General features: G+C 62.5%; 19 protein-coding genes. 8 read left to right on the forward strand and 11 right to left on the reverse strand.

Annotation, left to right across the window (positions count from 1 at the left end; all coding sequences use genetic code 11):
• Nucleotides 1–32: 32 nt before the first annotated feature.
• A complete protein-coding gene (gene speA / locus ACS0OT_RS18510; RefSeq protein WP_061480252.1) occupies nucleotides 33–1,922 on the reverse strand; it encodes an arginine decarboxylase in 1,890 nt (629 codons plus the stop codon).
• A 191-nt stretch (nucleotides 1,923–2,113) separates the two neighbouring features.
• Here speA and speE point away from each other — a divergent pair, with 191 nt between their 5' ends.
• Nucleotides 2,114–2,965, forward strand: coding sequence for a polyamine aminopropyltransferase (gene speE / locus ACS0OT_RS18515; RefSeq protein WP_005419974.1), 852 nt, complete (start codon nucleotides 2,114–2,116; stop codon nucleotides 2,963–2,965).
• A gap of 118 nt (nucleotides 2,966–3,083) precedes the next feature.
• Here the strand turns inward: speE and ACS0OT_RS18520 are convergent, their stop codons facing one another.
• Nucleotides 3,084–3,989, reverse strand: a complete 906-nt coding sequence (locus ACS0OT_RS18520) for an aspartyl/asparaginyl beta-hydroxylase domain-containing protein (protein ID WP_032954620.1) — start codon at nucleotides 3,987–3,989, stop codon at nucleotides 3,084–3,086.
• Between the two features lie 436 nt (nucleotides 3,990–4,425).
• On the opposite strand from ACS0OT_RS18520, the gene ACS0OT_RS18525 reads away from it, so the two are divergent.
• Together ACS0OT_RS18525 and ACS0OT_RS18530 are read left to right on the forward strand one after the other, a co-directional pair.
• The gene (locus ACS0OT_RS18525) at nucleotides 4,426–5,085 is read left to right on the forward strand and encodes an RIO1 family regulatory kinase/ATPase domain-containing protein (protein ID WP_164093447.1); all 660 of its coding nucleotides are present in this window, start codon (nucleotides 4,426–4,428) and stop codon (nucleotides 5,083–5,085) included.
• Between the two features lie 117 nt (nucleotides 5,086–5,202).
• The gene (locus ACS0OT_RS18530) at nucleotides 5,203–5,850 is read left to right on the forward strand and encodes a hypothetical protein (RefSeq protein ID WP_242441370.1); all 648 of its coding nucleotides are present in this window, start codon (nucleotides 5,203–5,205) and stop codon (nucleotides 5,848–5,850) included.
• Nucleotides 5,851–6,020: 170 nt separating this feature from the next.
• Here ACS0OT_RS18530 and ACS0OT_RS18535 read toward each other — a convergent pair whose 3' ends face one another.
• Nucleotides 6,021–6,359: a P-II family nitrogen regulator gene (locus tag ACS0OT_RS18535; RefSeq protein ID WP_005411374.1), complete on the reverse strand. Its 339-nt coding sequence runs from the start codon at nucleotides 6,357–6,359 to the stop codon at nucleotides 6,021–6,023.
• A gap of 154 nt (nucleotides 6,360–6,513) precedes the next feature.
• Between ACS0OT_RS18535 and ubiK the strand changes: the two genes are divergently transcribed.
• Both ubiK and arr read left to right on the forward strand, forming a co-directional pair.
• Nucleotides 6,514–6,765, forward strand: coding sequence for a ubiquinone biosynthesis accessory factor UbiK (ubiK, locus tag ACS0OT_RS18540; protein ID WP_005419983.1), 252 nt, complete (start codon nucleotides 6,514–6,516; stop codon nucleotides 6,763–6,765).
• A gap of 125 nt (nucleotides 6,766–6,890) precedes the next feature.
• On the forward strand, nucleotides 6,891–7,325 hold the full coding sequence (gene arr / locus ACS0OT_RS18545; protein WP_171956176.1) for an NAD(+)--rifampin ADP-ribosyltransferase: 435 nt from the start codon (nucleotides 6,891–6,893) through the stop codon (nucleotides 7,323–7,325).
• 7 nt (nucleotides 7,326–7,332) lie between these two features.
• Here arr and ACS0OT_RS18550 read toward each other — a convergent pair whose 3' ends face one another.
• The 5 genes from ACS0OT_RS18550 to ACS0OT_RS18570 all read right to left on the reverse strand — a co-directional run bounded on the left by ACS0OT_RS18550 (nucleotide 7,333) and on the right by ACS0OT_RS18570 (nucleotide 12,661).
• Entirely contained in the window at nucleotides 7,333–7,764 is a 432-nt protein-coding gene (locus ACS0OT_RS18550; RefSeq protein WP_171956177.1) for a DUF4279 domain-containing protein, read from the reverse strand.
• A 268-nt stretch (nucleotides 7,765–8,032) separates the two neighbouring features.
• Complete coding sequence (locus tag ACS0OT_RS18555) at nucleotides 8,033–8,497, reverse strand: hypothetical protein (protein ID WP_171956178.1); 465 nt, start codon at nucleotides 8,495–8,497, stop codon at nucleotides 8,033–8,035.
• A 1,277-nt stretch (nucleotides 8,498–9,774) separates the two neighbouring features.
• Nucleotides 9,775–11,061: a hypothetical protein gene (locus ACS0OT_RS18560; protein ID WP_171956179.1), complete on the reverse strand. Its 1,287-nt coding sequence runs from the start codon at nucleotides 11,059–11,061 to the stop codon at nucleotides 9,775–9,777.
• 577 nt (nucleotides 11,062–11,638) lie between these two features.
• Nucleotides 11,639–12,004: a hypothetical protein gene (locus tag ACS0OT_RS18565; RefSeq protein WP_171956180.1), complete on the reverse strand. Its 366-nt coding sequence runs from the start codon at nucleotides 12,002–12,004 to the stop codon at nucleotides 11,639–11,641.
• Nucleotides 12,005–12,058: 54 nt separating this feature from the next.
• Nucleotides 12,059–12,661, reverse strand: coding sequence for a DUF998 domain-containing protein (locus ACS0OT_RS18570; RefSeq protein ID WP_171956181.1), 603 nt, complete (start codon nucleotides 12,659–12,661; stop codon nucleotides 12,059–12,061).
• A gap of 630 nt (nucleotides 12,662–13,291) precedes the next feature.
• On the opposite strand from ACS0OT_RS18570, the gene ACS0OT_RS18575 reads away from it, so the two are divergent.
• Complete coding sequence (locus ACS0OT_RS18575) at nucleotides 13,292–13,648, forward strand: hypothetical protein (RefSeq protein WP_021201939.1); 357 nt, start codon at nucleotides 13,292–13,294, stop codon at nucleotides 13,646–13,648.
• Nucleotides 13,649–13,693: 45 nt separating this feature from the next.
• Nucleotides 13,694–14,224 carry a cold-shock protein gene (locus tag ACS0OT_RS18580; RefSeq protein WP_329953580.1) on the forward strand — a complete coding sequence of 177 codons (531 nt, stop codon included), beginning with the start codon at nucleotides 13,694–13,696 and terminating at the stop codon, nucleotides 14,222–14,224.
• A 76-nt stretch (nucleotides 14,225–14,300) separates the two neighbouring features.
• Here ACS0OT_RS18580 and ACS0OT_RS18585 read toward each other — a convergent pair whose 3' ends face one another.
• Nucleotides 14,301–14,819, reverse strand: coding sequence for a hypothetical protein (locus ACS0OT_RS18585; protein ID WP_329953579.1), 519 nt, complete (start codon nucleotides 14,817–14,819; stop codon nucleotides 14,301–14,303).
• Between the two features lie 178 nt (nucleotides 14,820–14,997).
• Nucleotides 14,998–16,032: an RHS repeat domain-containing protein gene (locus tag ACS0OT_RS18590; RefSeq protein ID WP_065186543.1), complete on the reverse strand. Its 1,035-nt coding sequence runs from the start codon at nucleotides 16,030–16,032 to the stop codon at nucleotides 14,998–15,000.
• A gap of 406 nt (nucleotides 16,033–16,438) precedes the next feature.
• On the opposite strand from ACS0OT_RS18590, the gene ACS0OT_RS18595 reads away from it, so the two are divergent.
• Nucleotides 16,439–17,938: a YifB family Mg chelatase-like AAA ATPase gene (locus ACS0OT_RS18595; protein ID WP_235646040.1), complete on the forward strand. Its 1,500-nt coding sequence runs from the start codon at nucleotides 16,439–16,441 to the stop codon at nucleotides 17,936–17,938.
• A 124-nt stretch (nucleotides 17,939–18,062) separates the two neighbouring features.
• Here the strand turns inward: ACS0OT_RS18595 and ACS0OT_RS18600 are convergent, their stop codons facing one another.
• Nucleotides 18,063–18,449 (reverse strand): hypothetical protein, encoded by a 387-nt coding sequence (locus ACS0OT_RS18600; protein ID WP_315973902.1) that lies wholly within the window; start codon nucleotides 18,447–18,449, stop codon nucleotides 18,063–18,065.
• Nucleotides 18,450–18,598 lie beyond the last annotated feature (149 nt).

The raw sequence follows: 18,598 nt of genomic DNA on the forward strand, positions 1-18,598 counted from the left end.
CGCCGGGCCTGTGCCCGGCATTCCCGTTTACCTCAGACCAACGGCTCGTCGGAGAGGTAGGTATAACCGGTCAGGCCGGCTTCCAGCGCGTCCGACAGTTCCTGCGCGCGTTCTGGCGACAGCTGCGCTGCAGCCACGCGCTGCGCATAGGTCGCCCGCAGTTCGTCCAGGCGGTAACCCACGTAATCCAGCATCACGTCGGTGGTGTCGCCGCGGCGCTGCTGGGTAATGGCATAGCCATCGGCATCGGCCAGCACTTCCACCGCGTCGGTATCGCCGAACAGGTTATGGATGTCGCCCAGGATTTCCTGGTACGCGCCGACCATGAAGAAGCCGATGCGGTAGCTCTCGCCCGGCTTCATCTTGTGCAGCGGCAGCGAGCTGTCCAGGCTCTCGTTCTCGACATAGGTTTCCACCATGCCGTCCGAGTCGCAGGTCATGTCGGCGATGATGCCGCGGCGGTCCGGGGTTTCATCCAGGCGCTCGATCGGCACGATCGGGAACACCTGGTCGATCGCCCACACGTCCGGGATCGATTCGAACACGCTGAAGTTGACGAAGTACTTGTCGACCAGGCGCTCGTTCAGTTCGTCCAGTACCGGGCGGTGGCTCTTCTCGTCATAGCTCAGGCGCGCACGCACGCCGTGGGCGATGGCGTAGAACAGATCGTCGATGCGCGCACGCTGTGGCAGGTCGATCTGGCCCAGCGCGTAGCTGGCCAGGCCTTCGGCATGGAAATGCTGGGCTTCCTGGAACAGTTCCACCGCCGGGCGCACGTCCAGCTCGTCATGGATCTCGCGCAGGTGGCGAATCGCCGCCGGCTCGTCGTCGTGCTGGTCCGGCACGCGGCCTTCCTGCGCTTCTTCTACTTCCGACACATTGGCGATCAGTACCGCGTGGTGCGCGGTCATCGCGCGGCCGCACTCGGTGACGATGCGCGGCGGGGTCAGGCCGAACTCTTCGCAGGCATTGGCCAGCGGCTGCACGATGTTGCTGGCGTAGGAATGCAGGCCGTAGTTGATCGAGCAGAAGCTGCGCGAACGGGTGCCTTCATAGTCCACGCCCAGGCCACCGCCCACATCGACGTGGGTGATCTTCGCGCCCAGGCGCGACAGCTCCACGAAGTAGCGGGTGGCTTCGCGCATGCCGTTGGCGATGTCGCGCACGTTGGAGATCTGCGAGCCCATGTGGAAGTGCAGCAGGTTCAGGCAGTCGGCGTACTCGGTGTCACGCAGCGACTTCCACAGGTCCAGCAGCTGGCGCGGCGACAGGCCGAACTTGGCCTTGTCGCCACCGCTGTTCTGCCACTTGCCGGCGCCCAGCGAGGCCAGGCGCATGCGCACGCCCAGGCCCGGCTTCACGTCCAGCGCCTTGGACTCTTCCAGCACCAGCTTCAGCTCGGACGGCTTCTCGATGACGATGAAGGTCTGCAGGCCCAGCTTGCGGCCGATCAGGGCCAAGCGGATGTACTCGCGGTCCTTGTAGCCGTTGCAGACGATCAGGCCACCCGGGCGCGACAGCGCCAGCACGGCCATCAGCTCGGGCTTGCTGCCCGCTTCCAGGCCGAAGCCCTCGCCGTGGTGGCTGGCCAGGGTGCCGGCCACACCGCGGGTCTGGTTGACCTTGATCGGGTACACGGCGGTGTAGCCGCCGCTGTACTCCCAGTCCTGCTGGGCCTGGGCGAAGGCCGCCTGCAGCTTGCCCAGCCGCTGGCCGAGGATGTCCGGGAAGCGCACCAGCAGCGGCAGCTTGGCGCCCGCCGCGCGCGCCGCATCGACCACCTTGGGCAGCGACACCACCGGGCCGTCCGCCCCGGTCGGTCTCACCACCATGTGCCCGGCCTGATCCACGTCGAAGTAACCGTCCGCCCAATGCGGGATCGAGTAGGTCTTGCGGGCTTGGTCGAGGGACCAATCGGTCATTTCAGTCGGCCTTGTTGGCAATAAAAGGGGGGGCATGATAACGCCTATGTGCCCACAGGTTCGTTATCATGCGCGCCCGCGCCCGTGACAGGTTCCAACCTGAACGGGCCGATCCGTCCGGATGTGGCATCTGTGCCACGCGGCCCCGCCCGCCAGCCCGGCTCCACCCCTCCGAACAGGACTGTTTTCCAATGACTGACAGCAACAACTGGTACATCGAACACTTCGAGCGCACCGGCTCGGCCATCGGCTACCGCATCACCGGCAAGCTGGACGAGGTGCAGTCGCCGTTCCAGAAGATCGAGATCTTCCAGACCACCGACTGGGGCAACCTGATGACCATCGACGGGGCCATCATGCTGACCAGCAAGGACAACTTCTTCTACCACGAGATGATCAGCCACCCGGTGCTGTTCACCCACGCCGCGCCCAAGCGCGTGGTGATCATCGGTGGCGGCGACTGCGGCACCCTGCGCGAAGTGCTCAAGCACACCAGCGTTGAGAGCGTGACCCAGTGCGATATCGACGAGCAGGTCACCGTGATGGCGCGCAAGCACTTCCCGGAACTGTGCGACTCCAACGACGACGCCCGCGCCGAGCTGCTGTTCGACGACGGCGTGGCCTACATGGCCAACTGCCCGGCCGGCAGCGTGGACGTGGTGATCGTCGATTCGACCGACCCGGTCGGCCCGGGCGAAGGCCTGTTCAACAAGGCCTTCTACGAGAGCTGCTTCAAGGCCCTGAAGGACGACGGCATCCTGGTGCAGCAGTCCGAGTCGCCGCTGATGCAGCTGGAGCTGATCAACGAAATGCGCACCGAGATGGGCAAGGCCGGCTTCGGTTCGTTCAAGACCCTGCCGTTCCCGCAGCCGTGCTACCCCACCGGCTGGTGGAGCGTGACCATGGCGCGCAAGGGCGACAGCAGCTTCGACTTCCGCCAGGCCGACTCGGCCGCCAAGACCTTCAACACCCTGTACTACACCGCCGCGCTGCACACCGGCGTGCTGGTGACCCCGCCGTTCGTGCAGGCTGCACTGAAGTAATGCGTGCCGACCAACGGTCGGCACCCACCAAGGCAAAAGAAAAACCCGCGCTGGCGACAGCGCGGGTTTTTTCATGTTCCGGTAGTGCCGGCCGCTGGCCGGCAACCTCATGCAACGATCAAAGCGCCCAGATACCGGCGATCACCGCCACCACCAGGCCCCACTTGATCAGCTGGTAGGCCACCACGCTGCGCTCGCGCAGTGCCTTGGCCTTCAGGCGCACCTTGTAGACGCTGCCGAATGCCTTGTTGACGCCACCGGTCGGGTCGCCCGGCAGGTTCGGCGAGGCGCCGCCGGCCAGCAGCGTGGCCGCCACCGCGCGGTTGAACAGCCCCGGCAAGCCGAAGCGCAGCGGGCGGGCGATGTCGCAGAACAGGATCACGCGGTCCTGCTGCGTCTCGTTGTGTGCATGGTGGATGTAGGTCTCGTCGAACATCATCCACTCGCCGTCGCGCCAGCTCTTCTTGATGCCGTCCACTTCGATGTAGCAGGCATCGTCGTTGGGCGTGCTCAGGCCCAGGTGCAGGCGCAGCGAGCCGGCGAACGGGTCGCGGTGCGGGCGCAGCTCACTGCCCGGCGGCAGCTGCGCGAACATCGCCGCACGCACATCCGGGATCGACTCGATCAGCGCCGTGGTCTTCGGGCACAGCGTCTTCGCCGACGGGTGCGACGGGCCGTACCACTTCAGGTAGAAGCGCTTCCAGCCACGACGGAAGAACGAATTGAAGCCGGCATCGTTGAACGTGCTGGAGGCGGCGATCTTCTGCGCGTCGCGCAGCGCCAGCGCCTCGTCGCGGATCATCTGCCAGTTCTGGCGCAGCGGCTCCAGCTGCGGGAACTCCTTGCCCGGGTCCAGGAACGGCGTGGTCGGCACCTTCGAGAACATGTACATGACCACGTTGATCGGGGCCATGAAACTGGAGTGGTCCAGCAGCTGGCGCGACCAGCGCGCGCGGACCTTGCCACGGAAGTGGATGTACAGCACGCAGGCTACGAACAGCGCTGCAATGACGATTTTGATGATCAAAGCACTTTCCTCCAGCCGCGGCCGGAACGGGAAACGGGGCGATGCACGGCCAGGCGGCCAGCACCGGTGGGGAACGCGGCAGGGGACGGGGACGTGCCGGAGGGGGGCGGCCGCCGATGTCGCGGGTTAACAGCTTATGGTCGGCAGGCCGTGCGCCGGGGTCAAGTTGCCCGTGCGCCGCGTTCAGCCGGTTGTGGACGAGGCGCAGGGCTGAGCGCGCAAGCGGTTGATACTAAAGGCCAACCGGAATAAGTGAGACAGAATTGTCCGATTCTGCGCGACGAACTGTTCCAGCCACGGCCCCGACATTTCTCCGACAAATCGTGGAATAGCGAACTGACGAGTACTAAAATTAACGAAAACTTAGTAACTCCCTGTAACACCGGTTCGCTTGACGCATTGCGCCACCCACCGGGTCGTCCGAGACCCCGACATGTATCTTCCTGCCCTGCCCCCCTCCTCCTGCGGCGATGACGCCGCCTCCCCGCTGCTGCTCAAGCGCGGCGAACGTTTCCTGGCCCCCGACGTCTACCGCACCTGCCTGGACGGGCGCGAGGCGGTCATCAAGGACTACTCCCGCTACCGCGGCACTCCCGTTTCGCTGATCGCGCGACTGATGGTGCGCCGGGAAGCCCGCATGCTGCAGCGCCTCGGCGGCTGGAAGCATGCCCCCGCGCTGCTCGGCACCCTCGGTGGCCTGGCACTGGGCATGGAGTTCATCCCGGGCCAGACCCTGAGCACCGCGCAGGCCGTGGGCAATGAAGTGTTCGAGCAGCTGCAGCACGCGCTCACCCGCCTGCACGCCGCCGGCATCACCCACAACGACCTGCATGGCACCAACGTGGTGGTCAGCGGCGGCGTGCCGGTGCTGCTGGACTTCACCTCCGCCTGGCGCGCCCCGCGCTGGCTGCGCCGCAATCCACTGAGCCGGCAGATGCGCCGCAGCGACATGAAGAACCTGCTGAAGATCCGCCAGCGCGTGACCGGCCAGGCCCCGAGTGCCGCGCAGGCCGCGCTGGTGGCCGACCCGGGCTGGGTGGCCGCGGTGCGGCAGGGCTGGAAGCGGTTCTACAAGTGGGCGAAGCGCCGGTAAGCGCTGTTCGCCCTGCATTGCTTGCGCGACTGCTGTTTGCCCCTGCATTTGCCCCGGACCACACGCCCGATGTGCTCTGCGATACTCGTCGGCACGCCACTCGCAAGGACGCTGGGGATGCCGACACCTGAACACACCCGCCTGCTGACTGCAGCCGCAAGATCCATACTGCGCCCCTTGGGCTGCGTGCAGAAAGGCCGTTCACGCACCTGGCTTGACGACCAGGGCTGGTGGGTCGGCGTGGTCGAATTCCAGCCTTCAGCATGGGACAGAGGCAGCTATCTCAATGTCGGCGCCTGCTGGCTCTGGGACGAGCAGGATTACCTGTCCTTCGATGAGGGCGGCCGCGTCGCCGGATTCGAGCGCTTCACCGATGCCGTGAGCTTTGCCTCGGTCGCGCAGGCACTGGCCAAGCAGGCCGCAGCCGAGGTGCTGGCCCTGCGTGACCGCTTTCCCACCCCGGGGCACGTGCGTACATTGATGAGCCGTCACCCCAATCCGGGCATCCGCGAACACATCTATGCGGGCATCACTGCCGGGCTCGCGGGCGCTTACGACGAGGGTCGCAGGCACTTGGCACTAGCCGCTACGGAAACCCACCCAGCGCCATGGGTCGATGTGCTGAAGCAACGCTGTGCCGAACTCATGCCGCTGCTGCAACCTGATGGCGGCTTCGAGGCAGAGATCGCCGCCACCGTGACGCGCACCCGCCGTGCGCTCGGTCTGCCGGAGTGGCGGTCGTCACCCCTCATTCCGCCGGGCTGATCACACCGGGAGGGCTCTTCATCGCATACGGGTGTTCGCGCCGCCCGATCCCGGCTGTAGACTCGAGCTTGCTCGACTCAACAACAAAGGGGTCAAGCATCCCGTCGCCCAGACTCCGCAGCGGTCCAGCCCCCCCCCCCCGCGCTGCAGTCGGCCGCCCCCACCCCTACTTACAACGCGTCCGCGTCCAGTTCACCGGTACGAATACGCACCACGCTGCCCAAGTCGTACACGAACACCTTGCCGTCACCAATCTTGCCGGTGCCGGCGGCCTTCACGATGGCCTCAACCACCGCCTCCACCTGGTCATCGGTCACCGCCACTTCCAGCTTCACCTTCGGCAGGAAATCGACCACATACTCCGCGCCACGGTACAGCTCGGTGTGGCCCTTCTGGCGACCAAAGCCCTTCACTTCCGTCACCGTGATCCCGGTAACCCCACGCTCGGCCAGCGCTTCGCGCACGTCGTCGAGCTTGAACGGCTTGATCACCGCCATGACCATCTTCATCGTCTATCTCCTGTCTTCCGGCGTGGAGGATAGCGCCTGAACGCGGCCCGTGCGAAGCCGCTGCGGCCTGTCCGGGCAGTGGGCGCCAGCAGTATCCTTGTGCCGATTGGACTGCCCGCGCCGGATGCACGGGCCCACCCCCACGGAGCACCCCATGATCGACCTGAACCAAATCGATGACCTCGCCCGTCGCCTCAGCGACCTGGTGCCACCGGGCCTGCGCGAATCGCGTGAGGAACTGCAGGCCACCTTCAAGAGCGCGCTGCAGGCCGGCCTGGCCAAGCTGGACCTGGTCACCCGCGAAGAGTTCGAAGTGCAGCGCGCCGTGCTGCTGAAGACCCGCCAGAAGCTGGACGCACTGGAAACCGCCGTGCGCGAGCTGGAAGGGCGCGGCGCCGCAGAATGAAAAAAGGAGGCGCACCACGCCTCCCACTACAGAGTATTTCCCGGATGGGGCCTTGCAGCAAGGCCCACCGGGCGCCCTAGACTCGCCGGCCTGTCGATCCGGCAGGACAAGCAGGGGCAGCAGCGATGGCGCAGGACACCGAAAGGACACCCGTTTCGCATGACACCTGCGACCAGGTCGCCGGGCCGTTCTATCACGGCACCCGCGCTGATCTGGCGGTGGGCGAGTTGCTGAGTGCGGGCTTCCGCTCCAACTATCGCGACAGTGTGGTGATGAACCACATCTACTTCACCACGATTGCCAAGGGCGCCGGGCTGGCTGCGGAGATGGCCCGGGGCGAAGGGCGACCACGCGTGTATGTGGTGGAGCCGACCGGTCCGTTCGAGGACGATCCGAACGTGACCAACAAGAAGTTTCCCGGGAACCCGACGCGATCGTATCGGAGTGCGCAGCCGTTGCGGGTGGTTGGGGAGATTGTGGAGTGGGAGCTCTACGACGCCGAGTTTATTCGGCAGTTGAAGGCGTTTGTTGCTTCGGGGAGTGGGGAGATCATCAATTGATGACCTACTAGCGTTGGGCGTTGCACACCTCTTCATCGGCTTCATAGATGTCCAGCCCGAGCTCAATGCCGCGCTCTCCCAATGCGAGCAGCGCGCGGGGTGAAAGCGAGACACCGTCGTTGCTGCTGCCCATGAAGAGACCACAGAACAAGTCAGGCCGGAACCGTGCCAATGACTGCCATACGGCGAGATCGCCGGTGAGCTGATCGAGGATCTCGAAGATCTGAGCCTCCAGATCTTCAGGCTCACGATGCTCCGCATCAAGTCGCCAGCCCCCGGTCCTGGCGATACGCACGGTGCCTGATTGGTTGCCTCTGAGTTCCTGGCCCTTGTGATGCGCGGCGGTTGGATTCGCGCCCAGCAAAGCAGTGATCTCGGCTGGATTGAGGTCATCCCCGAAGAGCCGGAGGGTTACCAGGGAGTGATGGAATATGGTCATTGGATTTCAGTTGCGTGCGTTCTGCTCTGTCAGCTTTCGGCCAGTAGCGAACGTTCAACGCCTCACTTAAGCCGTTCCGCGAAGCGGCATCGGCTTGAACAAATTGTTAGATCTGCGGCCTCGAATTCTCCGCGAGCAATTCGTCAAGTCGGGTGCAGGAGTCGCCTGCGTACCTCTTACGTCGCGTGGGTTCATGAGGCTCCTATTGTGCGCCCTAACGCTGGAGTTAAGCGGCTGCCCATATGGGTCGTCCGCCTTGAACGAACTGTTAGGTGCGTGTGCGACGTTGCACCGAGATCTGTTGGGTGATGCGGCGATTGATCTTGCGCTTCCATTCAAGCTGTTTTTCCGACAGCTTCCGCTTGAGGCGCGTACTGACCAAGAATTCATATTCAGTGTCATAGATGTACCCCATCTTGCGCCCATGCTCGATGACGTCGAGGTTAGCGTTGGCATACGGGTCTTTTGCGATGCGTTTCAGGCCATCGAACAGGTTGCCCGTATCAATGCCAATAAAGCGATTGATGCAAACGTTGCCAACGTAAGTCGACTTGCCTGTGATGCGATTTGTTATGTAGCAATGCTCTTTTATTTCTTGGCCGCAAGGGCAGTGATCGAACTCTTCCGTGATCTCCACACTCACCAAGTCCCACTCGGTGCGGGCTACCTCGAACAAGTCCGAGCGTGACAGCGGAAGTATGTGGGCTTTCAGCCTTTCGAAGTTATGTTCCACAGTGGTCTCCGGCACGGGCCTAACGCCTGAGTTGAGCCAACCGGCGAAGCCGGTTCGGCTTGAATGAATTGTTAGGCCTCAACGCCGCTCCGGAACACGATTTGCAGCGAACCAGGCGAAATCAGACTTGGTGCCCGATGACTGGCGCTGGTGGGACTGCTCATGCGGACGCTGAAGCCGTGTTGAGCAAGAATGCCAAGCTCCCGAATCGACTCAACACGAACGTAGTCCTGCTCGAACCGACTCATGCTCGCTACGTACTTACCGTCCTCATGCAGGTGCGGAGTGAGAACAGCGCCCGGCTCGTTGCCGCGCGACACGGTGTAAGATATGGCCGTTGCTTCTGACACTTTGCGATCCCCTGTGATTGAGTCCTAACGCCAGAATTAAGCCGAGCCGCGAAGCGGATTCGGCTTGAATGACCTGTTAGGGCACGCACCGAGCAAGCCCAGCGCATGGTAGTAGGACGCACCCTCCCGTTCGGCTTGGACTGCTGTGCAGCCGATACTGGAAAGTGACTGGAGTAATGGGCCACGAAGTGACCCAGCAGGAACTACTTTACGTCTGTCCGGACCCAGAGCAGTACGAAGAACATCTTGCGTTACACGGTGGGTAACATTGGCGATGCGAACCTGGTGAGCCTCCGGCGCTAGAGCAACAAGGGCCAAGAGGACCCTCTCCGTGAATCGTTGTCCTCTGGTGATGCATGCTCTCTCAATATTCTCTAGCTGGATCACGCACTGCGAAGAATTCAGCCAGCCCCTGATGTAGGGAAGGCTACGTTCTTGCGGCTCAGCGAGAGACGCCGAGTAGTCAAGGGTTGAGAGCCTGACAGAAACGTGAAAGTCATCGCGGCCAAGCGAGAATGTCGATGCGCACCTCGACACAATCACTTCAACTTCCCGCTCGTTACCAGCAACTTCAGCTCGAAAGGTTCCGATTGACCGTTCACTTTGCACAGCGGCCCAACCACCTAGTAGACGGACCCTTGGGTCCGATTATACGACTTACGCACAAAGCACCGTATGGGGGACTTCTCCCTTGATACGGCGCGATCTTAGGGTGCCTGAGTCCGATTAACAAGCCAACGTAAACCGGACCCAGCGGTAGGCTCGACGACCGCAGCAAGCAGGGGTGCAAATGCCCGCTTTGGGTCGAAAGCGGAGAATAGCACAGGGCCAAGCGCCGGCGCAGTACTGATGCCTGCTTCCGGCCAGAAGCGGGAATCGTCGAGAATTGCAATCAACCAGTTGCGAATCAGAGTTGAACTCACTGGATCAGGGCGGGATGTCATCAGCGAACCCGCCAAGCCCTGAATCATTGAGTAAAGTGACGAAATCTCCTAGCTCTCGCACGCCTTTTGTCTTCTTGTGGAGCGCGTTGAGAAGACCGGGAAAATCAAAGCTCCCGACGATCTCCTCATTGGCTGCCGACCCTTTGATTATTCGCTGCGCATGCTCAACGGAGAGCTCAGATGCATATACTGTAAGTAATCGACCAGTTTTATTTGCCTCTGAAAAAGACCGGGATCGCAGGTAGATGTCAATGAGGCGATCGGCCACTGAAGCAGGTATGTCAAACCAAAAGACGTTCTCGATCTCGTCGACGGTCGATCTCGCAATTCGCTTCTTTGCCTCTTTGGCAAAGGCATCGAAGGACAGGGCGTTCTCAATGACGTCGAACTTATCAGAGGGAAGTTCTCTGATGAAGCTTAATACCCGCTGTGAGACGTCAGCTTCTACGAGACTCCACGCCTCATTGCAAATCGAGAAAAATTCGACGACAACTCCTAGTTTGGTGTCGTCGAGCTGCCGGATCACGGGCGAGCAGTGTGCTCGGACAGCTTCATTCCATTGTTGATGATGTAAGTTGCGTACCGCCTTTAGCGCGGATGAGTAGCGCGATTTTTCAGGGTAGTCAGCTTCGCCGATCAGATAATCCTTAATAAGCACGGCCACGAAGTTGCGTGTAAGCGAATCACGAGGCCTGCGCATGGCGCCGTTAGCCAGCCACGCTTGTGCTTCGTCTACCTTCCTTGGAAACAGCTGCGACCTAACATCGGTTAGCAGCCGGTCCAGGGCATATTTCCCCTGCGCTGGAGGGTGCATAAGAAGCACCGTTACAGCGTTTCTGATATGTAAGCGTGCGAGTTCTCCAGGAGGAGAGTAGGCTTCCCCGTCCGCGACGAACGAGGGATGAGCGCAACGGTTTCTGTCGTCGTAGAGCCGCGTGAGGTCTATGTATTCTAGGTTGTTCACGAGCTCGAAGGGCGACTTTGCTTTGTTGAGGAGGTCCTTTTCGAACCGCATAGCTGCGGTCACGTCGCCGTTGGCCCTGATTCGCTCAAGGGCTTCCGCTTCTTTTCCCGCAGCAGCATCGCCGGCGATGGCAAGCTCGTGAAACTTTTGCATGATGTCAAAGCAGACTGCGATCCATGTTGAGACGATAGCCGCTCGAAATGCCCCAGCTCTGTAGCTGGACACTGCTTCCCGAATGTAGTTGCGTGCACGCTCATTTCTGCACTGGAGCACTAGCTCGTCCAAGTCATAAAGCGGCGAGGTCATTGGCGCTTCCGTCGTCTGAAAGCCCTAGTATCGGGCGTGTCTGCGAATTCGCCAAAGACTGCGATAGCTTTGGTCGAAATGCTACGTCTAATCAGTGACTTAGAACCGTTGTTCGGGCTTCGGGTTTCGCCTAGGAGAAATGGGGGGCTCAACCTTACGCCGTCAACCCGGACGGACAGCGACAGGAAGTCGGGAGGCCAGAAGCCGCAGAGAGCCGGCCGACGCATCTTCCCAAAGGGTGTTGTATTAGAAGCCCTCCCGACGCAGAGCATCAAGTCGGTTGCACCGTAGGACCTGAGACACAGAAAACCCACCGATTGACGGAGGTGGGTACCGCCCTCTGAGGAGTTTCTAGGCTCCAGGATTAGGATGCCGTTACTGAATTTTGGTGGTATCAATCGTTGGCAGGGCGAAATCCCGATTGGCGAGGGGAGCCATCAATCCCAGATTTCAACCTTCAACGTCTGCGAGAACGATGGCGGAGAATCGGGGCTGCTTTCGGCCAAGAGCGGACTCTCGCAATGCCTCGAACCGGCCCACGAATCTGCGTGGTATAGAACGAATATCGGGCCGAACCCTACTTGAACATGTCCATCAAGTCGTTGTCTTCATGCCGCTGCTCCCACGTGGAGAGAAAACAAAAGCTCACACCACTTCGCATGGCAGCCTTCTGAAACCCGGCCAGTTCTTCCTTGGTGACCGGGTACTCAGCCGGATCAAAGTGCAGAATCCCCCACGGCTTGACGAGAGAGAACCCAGGCATGAGTTCCGAGAAGATCGCCTTGAGCAGGGGCCGGATATTCGAAAAGTCCTTGATCGGACCCGCGCGATTGCCAAGGGCGTGACACTGGCGGCGGATGGTCCTGTCTCCACCGACCAAGCGCGCAATAAAATGGTCCTGGTGCACTTGGACGTAGATCAGCTGGCGGCGAAAAATTCTCATCTTGCTCTCAACTCCGCACGCTCAATCATCGCCCAAGTGCAGCATACCCTTCCATCAATGCGCCGGCTCCGCCTTCAGCGCGCTTGAGTCCCGGCGCAGCAGATACAGCCCAACCAGAAACGGCCACAGCGAGTTGATCGACGAGAACACGCGCTGTGTCAGCCCCCGGTAGCCCTCCGGGTCCACGCCCACCACGTTCAACCAGAGATAGACGATGCTCGCGATGCTCACCACAGCGGTCACGGCGTACGCCCTTCGGTTGGCAGACCATGCACTCAACTCGATGTGTGACATCGCCGGTGCAATGATGTTGGCGATACCGATGGTGTAAAAGCCGTGCATCGGATGGCCCATGGGCCAGAGCCCGTTGGTCAGCATGGAGATGCCAAATACCATCCAGCAGATCGCGCCTACGGCAATCCGGCGACCGGACTCCCGCCATACCCCGATGGAGAAAGCCACGAAGCCTACGCCAGAGCCGATGGCGGCGATCCTGGCGCAGATGCTTGCAAGCGTCGGCGCCTGCAGCAGCTCGCTGGCGTGCTGTGCAAGCGGGTTGTAGCCCGGCGCGAACACGGCGGCAACGCTGGTCCAGAACAGGAACCACGGGAGCGGGAGCAGACCCGCAGACAGAAGAAGTCGATTGCGGCGTAACACGTACAGTGATCCTTGTAGCGGCCTGCGCCAGTGGGTGGAGTCCGTTCAAACGCCGCAGAACCTTCCTGCTGCGGGCAGAACAGTTCCGAGTGACTACAGCGGTAGCCAGATTCTGCGTGGCGCCCCGTGGGGTCAATAGGCAGAAAGTCACTCACGCATGGAGGCGAAATACGCGGCATCCATCAGCGACCGTCGGACCAATGCTGTCGCATTTGCCGCTCCCTGCGTCTCTGGCGGAATGTTCTGACGACTCCGTCCCAGAAGTGCCGCTCCGCCAAGCACGCCAAGGCTCTCGCCCCATCCGACGCTATGCGACAATGCCAAAAGCGTCTCGGGTTTTGGCGGCATTGACCCCTACCCCTTGGCATTCCGAACAACAGCAGGTAATCGTTACTGCGCCACCGTGCATCGGTGGTCGGGACTCGAAAACCCGGATTGCTAGACGTAAGTTTGCGCTTGCCAGCCGGCACCACCGCGCGTGGTGCCGGCTGGCAATCCGTCTGCCGGCTATGGCGGGCGGGGCGTGGGGGCCTCGTGCCCGCCGGCTTTGTCTAGCAACCGGTTTTCGAGCCACGCTCTGCCCGCCACCTTTATCGGTGGCGGCGTCCGCCTGCTTGCACGGAGCCCGCCATGACCACACCGCACTCCCCGCCCCCGCGCCCGATCCAGGAAGCGCCGTCACCCGCGCCCGCGCTGGACCCCAACAGCCTCATCGCCATCCTGCACGCCATCGGTGCGGGCGCTGCGGCCGACGGCCAGCCCTGGCCCGAGCGGCACCATCTACGCAGCCGGCAGATGGCGTTGTCCGACGCCGACTGCGCACTCACCGGCCAGCGCATCGTGCAGGAGATCCTGCTGGCGGCCGAGCGCACGCGCCAGAACGGTGAGCCGGAGCAGTACGTCGGCGACCGGGTGATGGAGGGGCTGGTGATGGCCGATCTGGCGCTGACCGCCTTCATCCACGAGCGGATGCGACCCAAGGACTGAACGCGCTTATGGCGCGCATTTTTCTGCCTGTGTGCGGGGGGATGAATGAAGAAGCACGGCCTTGCCGCTGCGGCGGTGTGCATCGCGGTGATCGGAGCGATGTGGGTGGAGTGGCCCGTGCCCGCGGGCGATCAGGTGTGGGCCTACCAGAAGCTGCAGCCGGCCGATTACCGCCTGCTGCACAGTGATGCACTCGGCTTCGTGACCGCGAAGGCACTCGAGGGCTTTGAACTGCACACGCGCCATGCCGGGGCGACATCCTTCGAGATCCGATGCAAGGGCGTGCTGGTGATGGAGGTGGAGAACGCGCCCTCGCGCGTGCTGATCCGCATGCCCGCCGATGCACGCTGGCGGGCGCCGGACATCGAACGTCTGCGCATCAGCTTCGAGCGGTGGCTGGATCTGCACCAGAGCCGGGGAAGGTTGTTGGTGGAAAGTGCGGGGCCTTCGTGGGTTGAGGCACGGTTTGGGCGCTTCAATGGGCTGGTGCTGGATGAGCAACGGTGTCTGCTTGGGGCGCCCGGCATCCGCCAGCCCGATCCCACCAACGACTTCAGCGCTGAAGTGCCTTCGTAGGCTGACGCTCACAGTTGCGCTGCGCCTGCACCGCAAGGGGCCGCCCGATGCTCGATCATCAAGGACGGCGCCAACGTCAGGGGCGGTCTGTACTGATGGAAACCGAGCCGTCATCCAGCAGGTGGACGTTTACATATGCGTCTGGCGGAGGTATCCGATCGATCGACGCCCCTGCGGGGAGAATGTCCCAACTGGTGATCGAGCCGCAGACTGTCCTGTGCACCAATCGGCGACTATCCAACCCTCGCTTGGCAAGCTCGGCCACAACTACTTCAGGAGGCTGGCGGTCGAAGCCCTTGTAGGCGGTGCACGTCTCTCCCGTCTGGCCAATGGCATACGTTGAACTCTCCACCTCATCCCGGCACCCCGGCAGGCCCATGGCGAGCGAGAGGGCCATCAGTACTCGCAAGCCGCGAGGGACTTCAAGTGAACACAGTTTTTCCAGCAGCCGATGTGGAGATTGGCATGCTTTCACTTGCACGCCGGTAAACCTCCCCGCAAAGAGCACAAGCCGCCCATTGGCCGACTTGTTCTTTGGTGCAAACGAAATCCCGGAACGGTGCACGCCTATCGCCTTCGACGCGAATTTTCCCACCACTGCTTCAGCGCAAGAAACAGTTGAAGGAATAGAAAGATCACCGCGAAGTAGCCCCAAATACGCAATCCCGTGTGCATAGCGTCCGGGTAATTGCGGTACGTGAGAACTGCGAAGTACGAAACGCCAAAGACCGCAGCGAGAAGCTGAGTGCCTATGAAGCCTTTCAACAAGGGACTCATTTCTTCTTCTCCAAGTCCTTCTGTACGATAGTCGCCCCTGCTCCCGCCAGGCCCTGGCCCGCTTGGGACGCCGCACCCTGGAGCGCCGATTGCCTGGGAATGGCAGTTCCGGTTGACGCAGTGGCAGTTGCCATGTTCGGTCCACCTGGGCCGCGGGATTGACTCAGCCGTTGGAGTGATCCCCGTGCAGCTGGCCCTGCGAAATCACCCATGGCAACGCCAACCCCGGAGGCTGCCAATCCACCCGCTGCACTGCCAATCGCGTTTGAAGCGACGCCCTCCGCCGTGATGGGCTGCCCTTTGATTGCGCTCTCTGCGGCGGAGCCGGCACCGCCTGCCACCGCATTGACCACGGTCTGTATAGCAACTGCACGCCCTACCGAAATCGTGCCAGATCCGACTGCCGCAACGGCTACTCCACCGGCGCCTCCGGAGACAGAGCCAACCGCAGCCGCAATGCCAGCCTCCACTTTGTCGATAGGCTTATCCGGATTCATGGCTTTCTGGACCGCGATGTCTGCGAGGCCGCCCAGGACGGCACCGTAGATGAATGGCATTACCGGGACCCTTCCGTCCGGATCGGTGAAGGAGTAGGGATTGCCGTAAGCGTAGCTGTAGCGATTGAAGTGTTTCGGACTTGAATGCGTGGAGATCGGATCCACCGAGAGGAAGAGTCCCAAGTGGGGATCATAGTAGCGCTGCTGCATGTAGCTCAGCCCAGTGGCAGCGTCGCTCACGTGTCCCGTATATCCAGGTCCATCCGCAACCTGCCCACCAACAACGGCTCCATAGGGTTCGTAGTCATAGCGCTTGACCACGTTGCCATTGGCGTCGGTCTCGGCAACCACCGAACCAAGCGCATCAGTATGAATGTAGGTGACCGTCTCGGCGCTTGCCGATGGCGCCAACGCCAAGCTCATCAGTGGTATGCAACTGAGCCAGGTCCCCATGGGGGCCCGTTTAGGAAAGCGCTTCGCCAAGCCCCAAGGAAAGAGGAAAACACGGTGATCGATCTCCTCGAACTTTTCCATCCTTCCAATCCCATTGAAAGAGCCTACAGCAAGATCCCGTCTTCATATCACAGCCCCTGATGGCTGGGGAAGCCACACTGAGACCCGTGCGTGTTGACGTGAATCAAGCGCTGGTTGTTGCCACGCTGATCTTTCAGAAGCATCCGCAGGTAGGGCACCTGGATTCCCCAAGTGAAATTGGCGTGGCGCTAGGAAGTGCGCGGCATGTGAAACCGACGCCCCTCATTGGAGTAGCACAGCGTTAGCGTCGATCCTTCACTTGATGGCAGAGACCCGTGTCCGCAGAGGAAGAAGACACGTTCCAACCATCGGCCGGAATCCCCCTAGTATCTGCACCAGCAATTCCCGATAGTCCCACGCAGATTACCTGCAGCACCATCGAGCGTCCCTCTGCAGGAATCCACACATGAGCCTGGCGCTGGTCCACAGCCGTGCCCGCGCCGGGGTCGATGCCCCGCTGGTGCGGGTGGAAGTGCATCTCTCCGGTGGCCTGCCTGCCACCCAGATTGTCGGCCTGGCCGAGACCAGCGTGCGTGAATCCCGTGAGCGCGTGCGTGCCGCCCTTCTTTGCGCGCGCTTCGACTTTCCGCAGCGACGCATCACGCTCAACCTCGCGCCCGCTGACCTGCCCAAGGAAGGCGGGCGTTACGACCTGGCCATCGCGTTGGGCATTCTGGCAGCCAGTGGCCAGATCGATCCGCAGTCGCTGCTGCAATACGAGTTCCTGGGTGAGCTTGGCCTGACCGGCGAGCTGCGGCCGGTGGCGGGCGCGCTGCCCGCTGCGATTGCAGCGGCTGACGCTGGGCGCATCCTGGTGGTGCCGCCGGGCAATGCCGCAGAGGCCGCGTTGGCCGAGCACGCCGATGTACGTGTGGCGCGCACGCTGCTGGAGTGCTGCGCCGGGTTGGGCAATCCGCGCCTGTTGCCGTCCGTGGAGCGCGTGGACACGACACCGTTGCCACTGCCCGATCTGGCCGACGTGCGCGGGCAAGCGCATGCGCGGCGCGCGTTGGAAGTGGCGGCCGCCGGTGGGCACCATCTATTGCTGATCGGTAGCCCTGGCTGCGGCAAGACACTGTTGGCCTCACGCCTGCCCAGCCTGTTGCCGGACACCGAGGAAGCCGAGGCGTTGCAGCTGGCCGCGATTGCCTCAGTGAGCGGTGAGGGGCTGGATCCGCGGCGCTGGCGACAGCGTCCGTTCCGGGCGCCGCACCACAGCGCGAGTGCGGCGGCGCTGGTGGGTGGGGGCAATCCGCCCTGCCCCGGCGAGATCTCGCTGGCCCATCACGGCGTGCTGTTCCTGGATGAGCTACCAGAGTGGAACCGCAGTGCGTTGGAAACCCTGCGAGAGCCGCTGGAATCCGGCCACATCCGCATCGCCCGCGCGGCACGCAGCGTGCAGTATCCGGCGCGATTCCAGCTGGTGGCGGCGATGAATCCCTGCCCCTGTGGCTGGGCCGGCGACCGCAGTAACCGCTGCCTGTGCAGTGATGAGCGCATCAACCGCTACCGTGCGCGGGTTTCTGGCCCGCTGCTGGACCGCATCGACCTGCATATCAGTGTGACGCGCATGGATGCCGTGGAGCTGCGGGAGAGCACGCCACTGGGTGAGCCCAGTGCTGCGGTACGTGCACGGGTGGAAGCCGCCCATGCCCGGCAGCAGGCGCGTGGCGGGCTCAATGCGCATCTGCCGCCAGCGGCGCTGCGAGCCTGTACCCGACTCAGCGAGGCAGATCAGGACATGCTGGAGCAGGCCATCGAGCGTCTGCAGCTTTCCGCACGTGCGATGCACCGGATTCTGCGCGTGGCGCGCACGATTGCGGATCTGGCGGGTTGTGAAACGATCCACACGGCGCATCTGGCTGAGGCGATTGGCTATCGGCAGTTGGATCGGGGAAAGCCTTAGAAATGACGGTCGGGTTGGCTATTGGTAGAGTCGACCGTTGGTCGACTCTCGCGCGAAGCGCGGCCTTCTGAGAGGTAGATGCGAAGAGCGGTCGACTAACAGTCGACCCCACCAAGGGCAGGCATCAGGCTGCCGAATGCAACCGTCCCCGCTTCGCGAGCAACGCCACCCGACGGCTGACCAGCGCGTGCAGCTCCGCCAGCTCCGACGCCCGGCCAGCCGTCATGTTGTCGCCGAACAGCACCCGTGACAGTCCCGCCGCGTCGCTGTCCTCCGGGTGCTGCCAGCGGTCGCGATATACCTTCTGGCACACCAGCCACGCCTGCGGCAGCCCTCCGCCGGGCAGCGGGCGGACCACGCGTTCGTAGACGTGCCAGAAGTGGTACTCGGCCTGCAGGTCGATCACAGGCGCCACGGACGGCGCCTGCCGGGGCCGTCCTGGGCCTCGGATGCCGAACAGCGGGGTTCGCGGGTTGTACTGTGCCATGCCAACAGGATGACCCAGCAACATTGTGGGAACCTTGCGTCGCTGCCAGAAAATCCCTGTTGATTGCGCAAGGCGGGTTTTGGGGGTCAGAGCCCTTTGCCGTGCAAAGGGATCTGACCCCCGATCACGGGGTGGCTGCGGGGTCGGATCCCTTTGCGCAGCAAAGGGCTCTG

This window comes from Stenotrophomonas maltophilia group sp. RY12688, assembly GCF_052149045.1.
Lineage (GTDB): Bacteria > Pseudomonadota > Gammaproteobacteria > Xanthomonadales > Xanthomonadaceae > Stenotrophomonas > Stenotrophomonas sepilia.

Coding starts and splice junctions, on each gene's coding strand:
- speA (WP_061480252.1), bottom strand. CDS start 1,922: ATGACCGATTGGTCCCTCGACCAAGCCCGCAAGACCTACTCGATCCCG.
- speE (WP_005419974.1), top strand. CDS start 2,114: ATGACTGACAGCAACAACTGGTACATCGAACACTTCGAGCGCACCGGC.
- ACS0OT_RS18525 (WP_164093447.1), top strand. CDS start 4,426: ATGTATCTTCCTGCCCTGCCCCCCTCCTCCTGCGGCGATGACGCCGCC.
- ACS0OT_RS18530 (WP_242441370.1), top strand. CDS start 5,203: ATGCCGACACCTGAACACACCCGCCTGCTGACTGCAGCCGCAAGATCC.
- ACS0OT_RS18535 (WP_005411374.1), bottom strand. CDS start 6,359: ATGAAGATGGTCATGGCGGTGATCAAGCCGTTCAAGCTCGACGACGTG.
- ubiK (WP_005419983.1), top strand. CDS start 6,514: ATGATCGACCTGAACCAAATCGATGACCTCGCCCGTCGCCTCAGCGAC.
- arr (WP_171956176.1), top strand. CDS start 6,891: ATGGCGCAGGACACCGAAAGGACACCCGTTTCGCATGACACCTGCGAC.
- ACS0OT_RS18550 (WP_171956177.1), bottom strand. CDS start 7,764: ATGACCATATTCCATCACTCCCTGGTAACCCTCCGGCTCTTCGGGGAT.
- ACS0OT_RS18560 (WP_171956179.1), bottom strand. CDS start 11,061: ATGACCTCGCCGCTTTATGACTTGGACGAGCTAGTGCTCCAGTGCAGA.
- ACS0OT_RS18565 (WP_171956180.1), bottom strand. CDS start 12,004: ATGAGAATTTTTCGCCGCCAGCTGATCTACGTCCAAGTGCACCAGGAC.
- ACS0OT_RS18575 (WP_021201939.1), top strand. CDS start 13,292: ATGACCACACCGCACTCCCCGCCCCCGCGCCCGATCCAGGAAGCGCCG.
- ACS0OT_RS18580 (WP_329953580.1), top strand. CDS start 13,694: ATGAAGAAGCACGGCCTTGCCGCTGCGGCGGTGTGCATCGCGGTGATC.
- ACS0OT_RS18590 (WP_065186543.1), bottom strand. CDS start 16,032: ATGGAAAAGTTCGAGGAGATCGATCACCGTGTTTTCCTCTTTCCTTGG.
- ACS0OT_RS18595 (WP_235646040.1), top strand. CDS start 16,439: ATGAGCCTGGCGCTGGTCCACAGCCGTGCCCGCGCCGGGGTCGATGCC.
- ACS0OT_RS18600 (WP_315973902.1), bottom strand. CDS start 18,449: ATGTTGCTGGGTCATCCTGTTGGCATGGCACAGTACAACCCGCGAACC.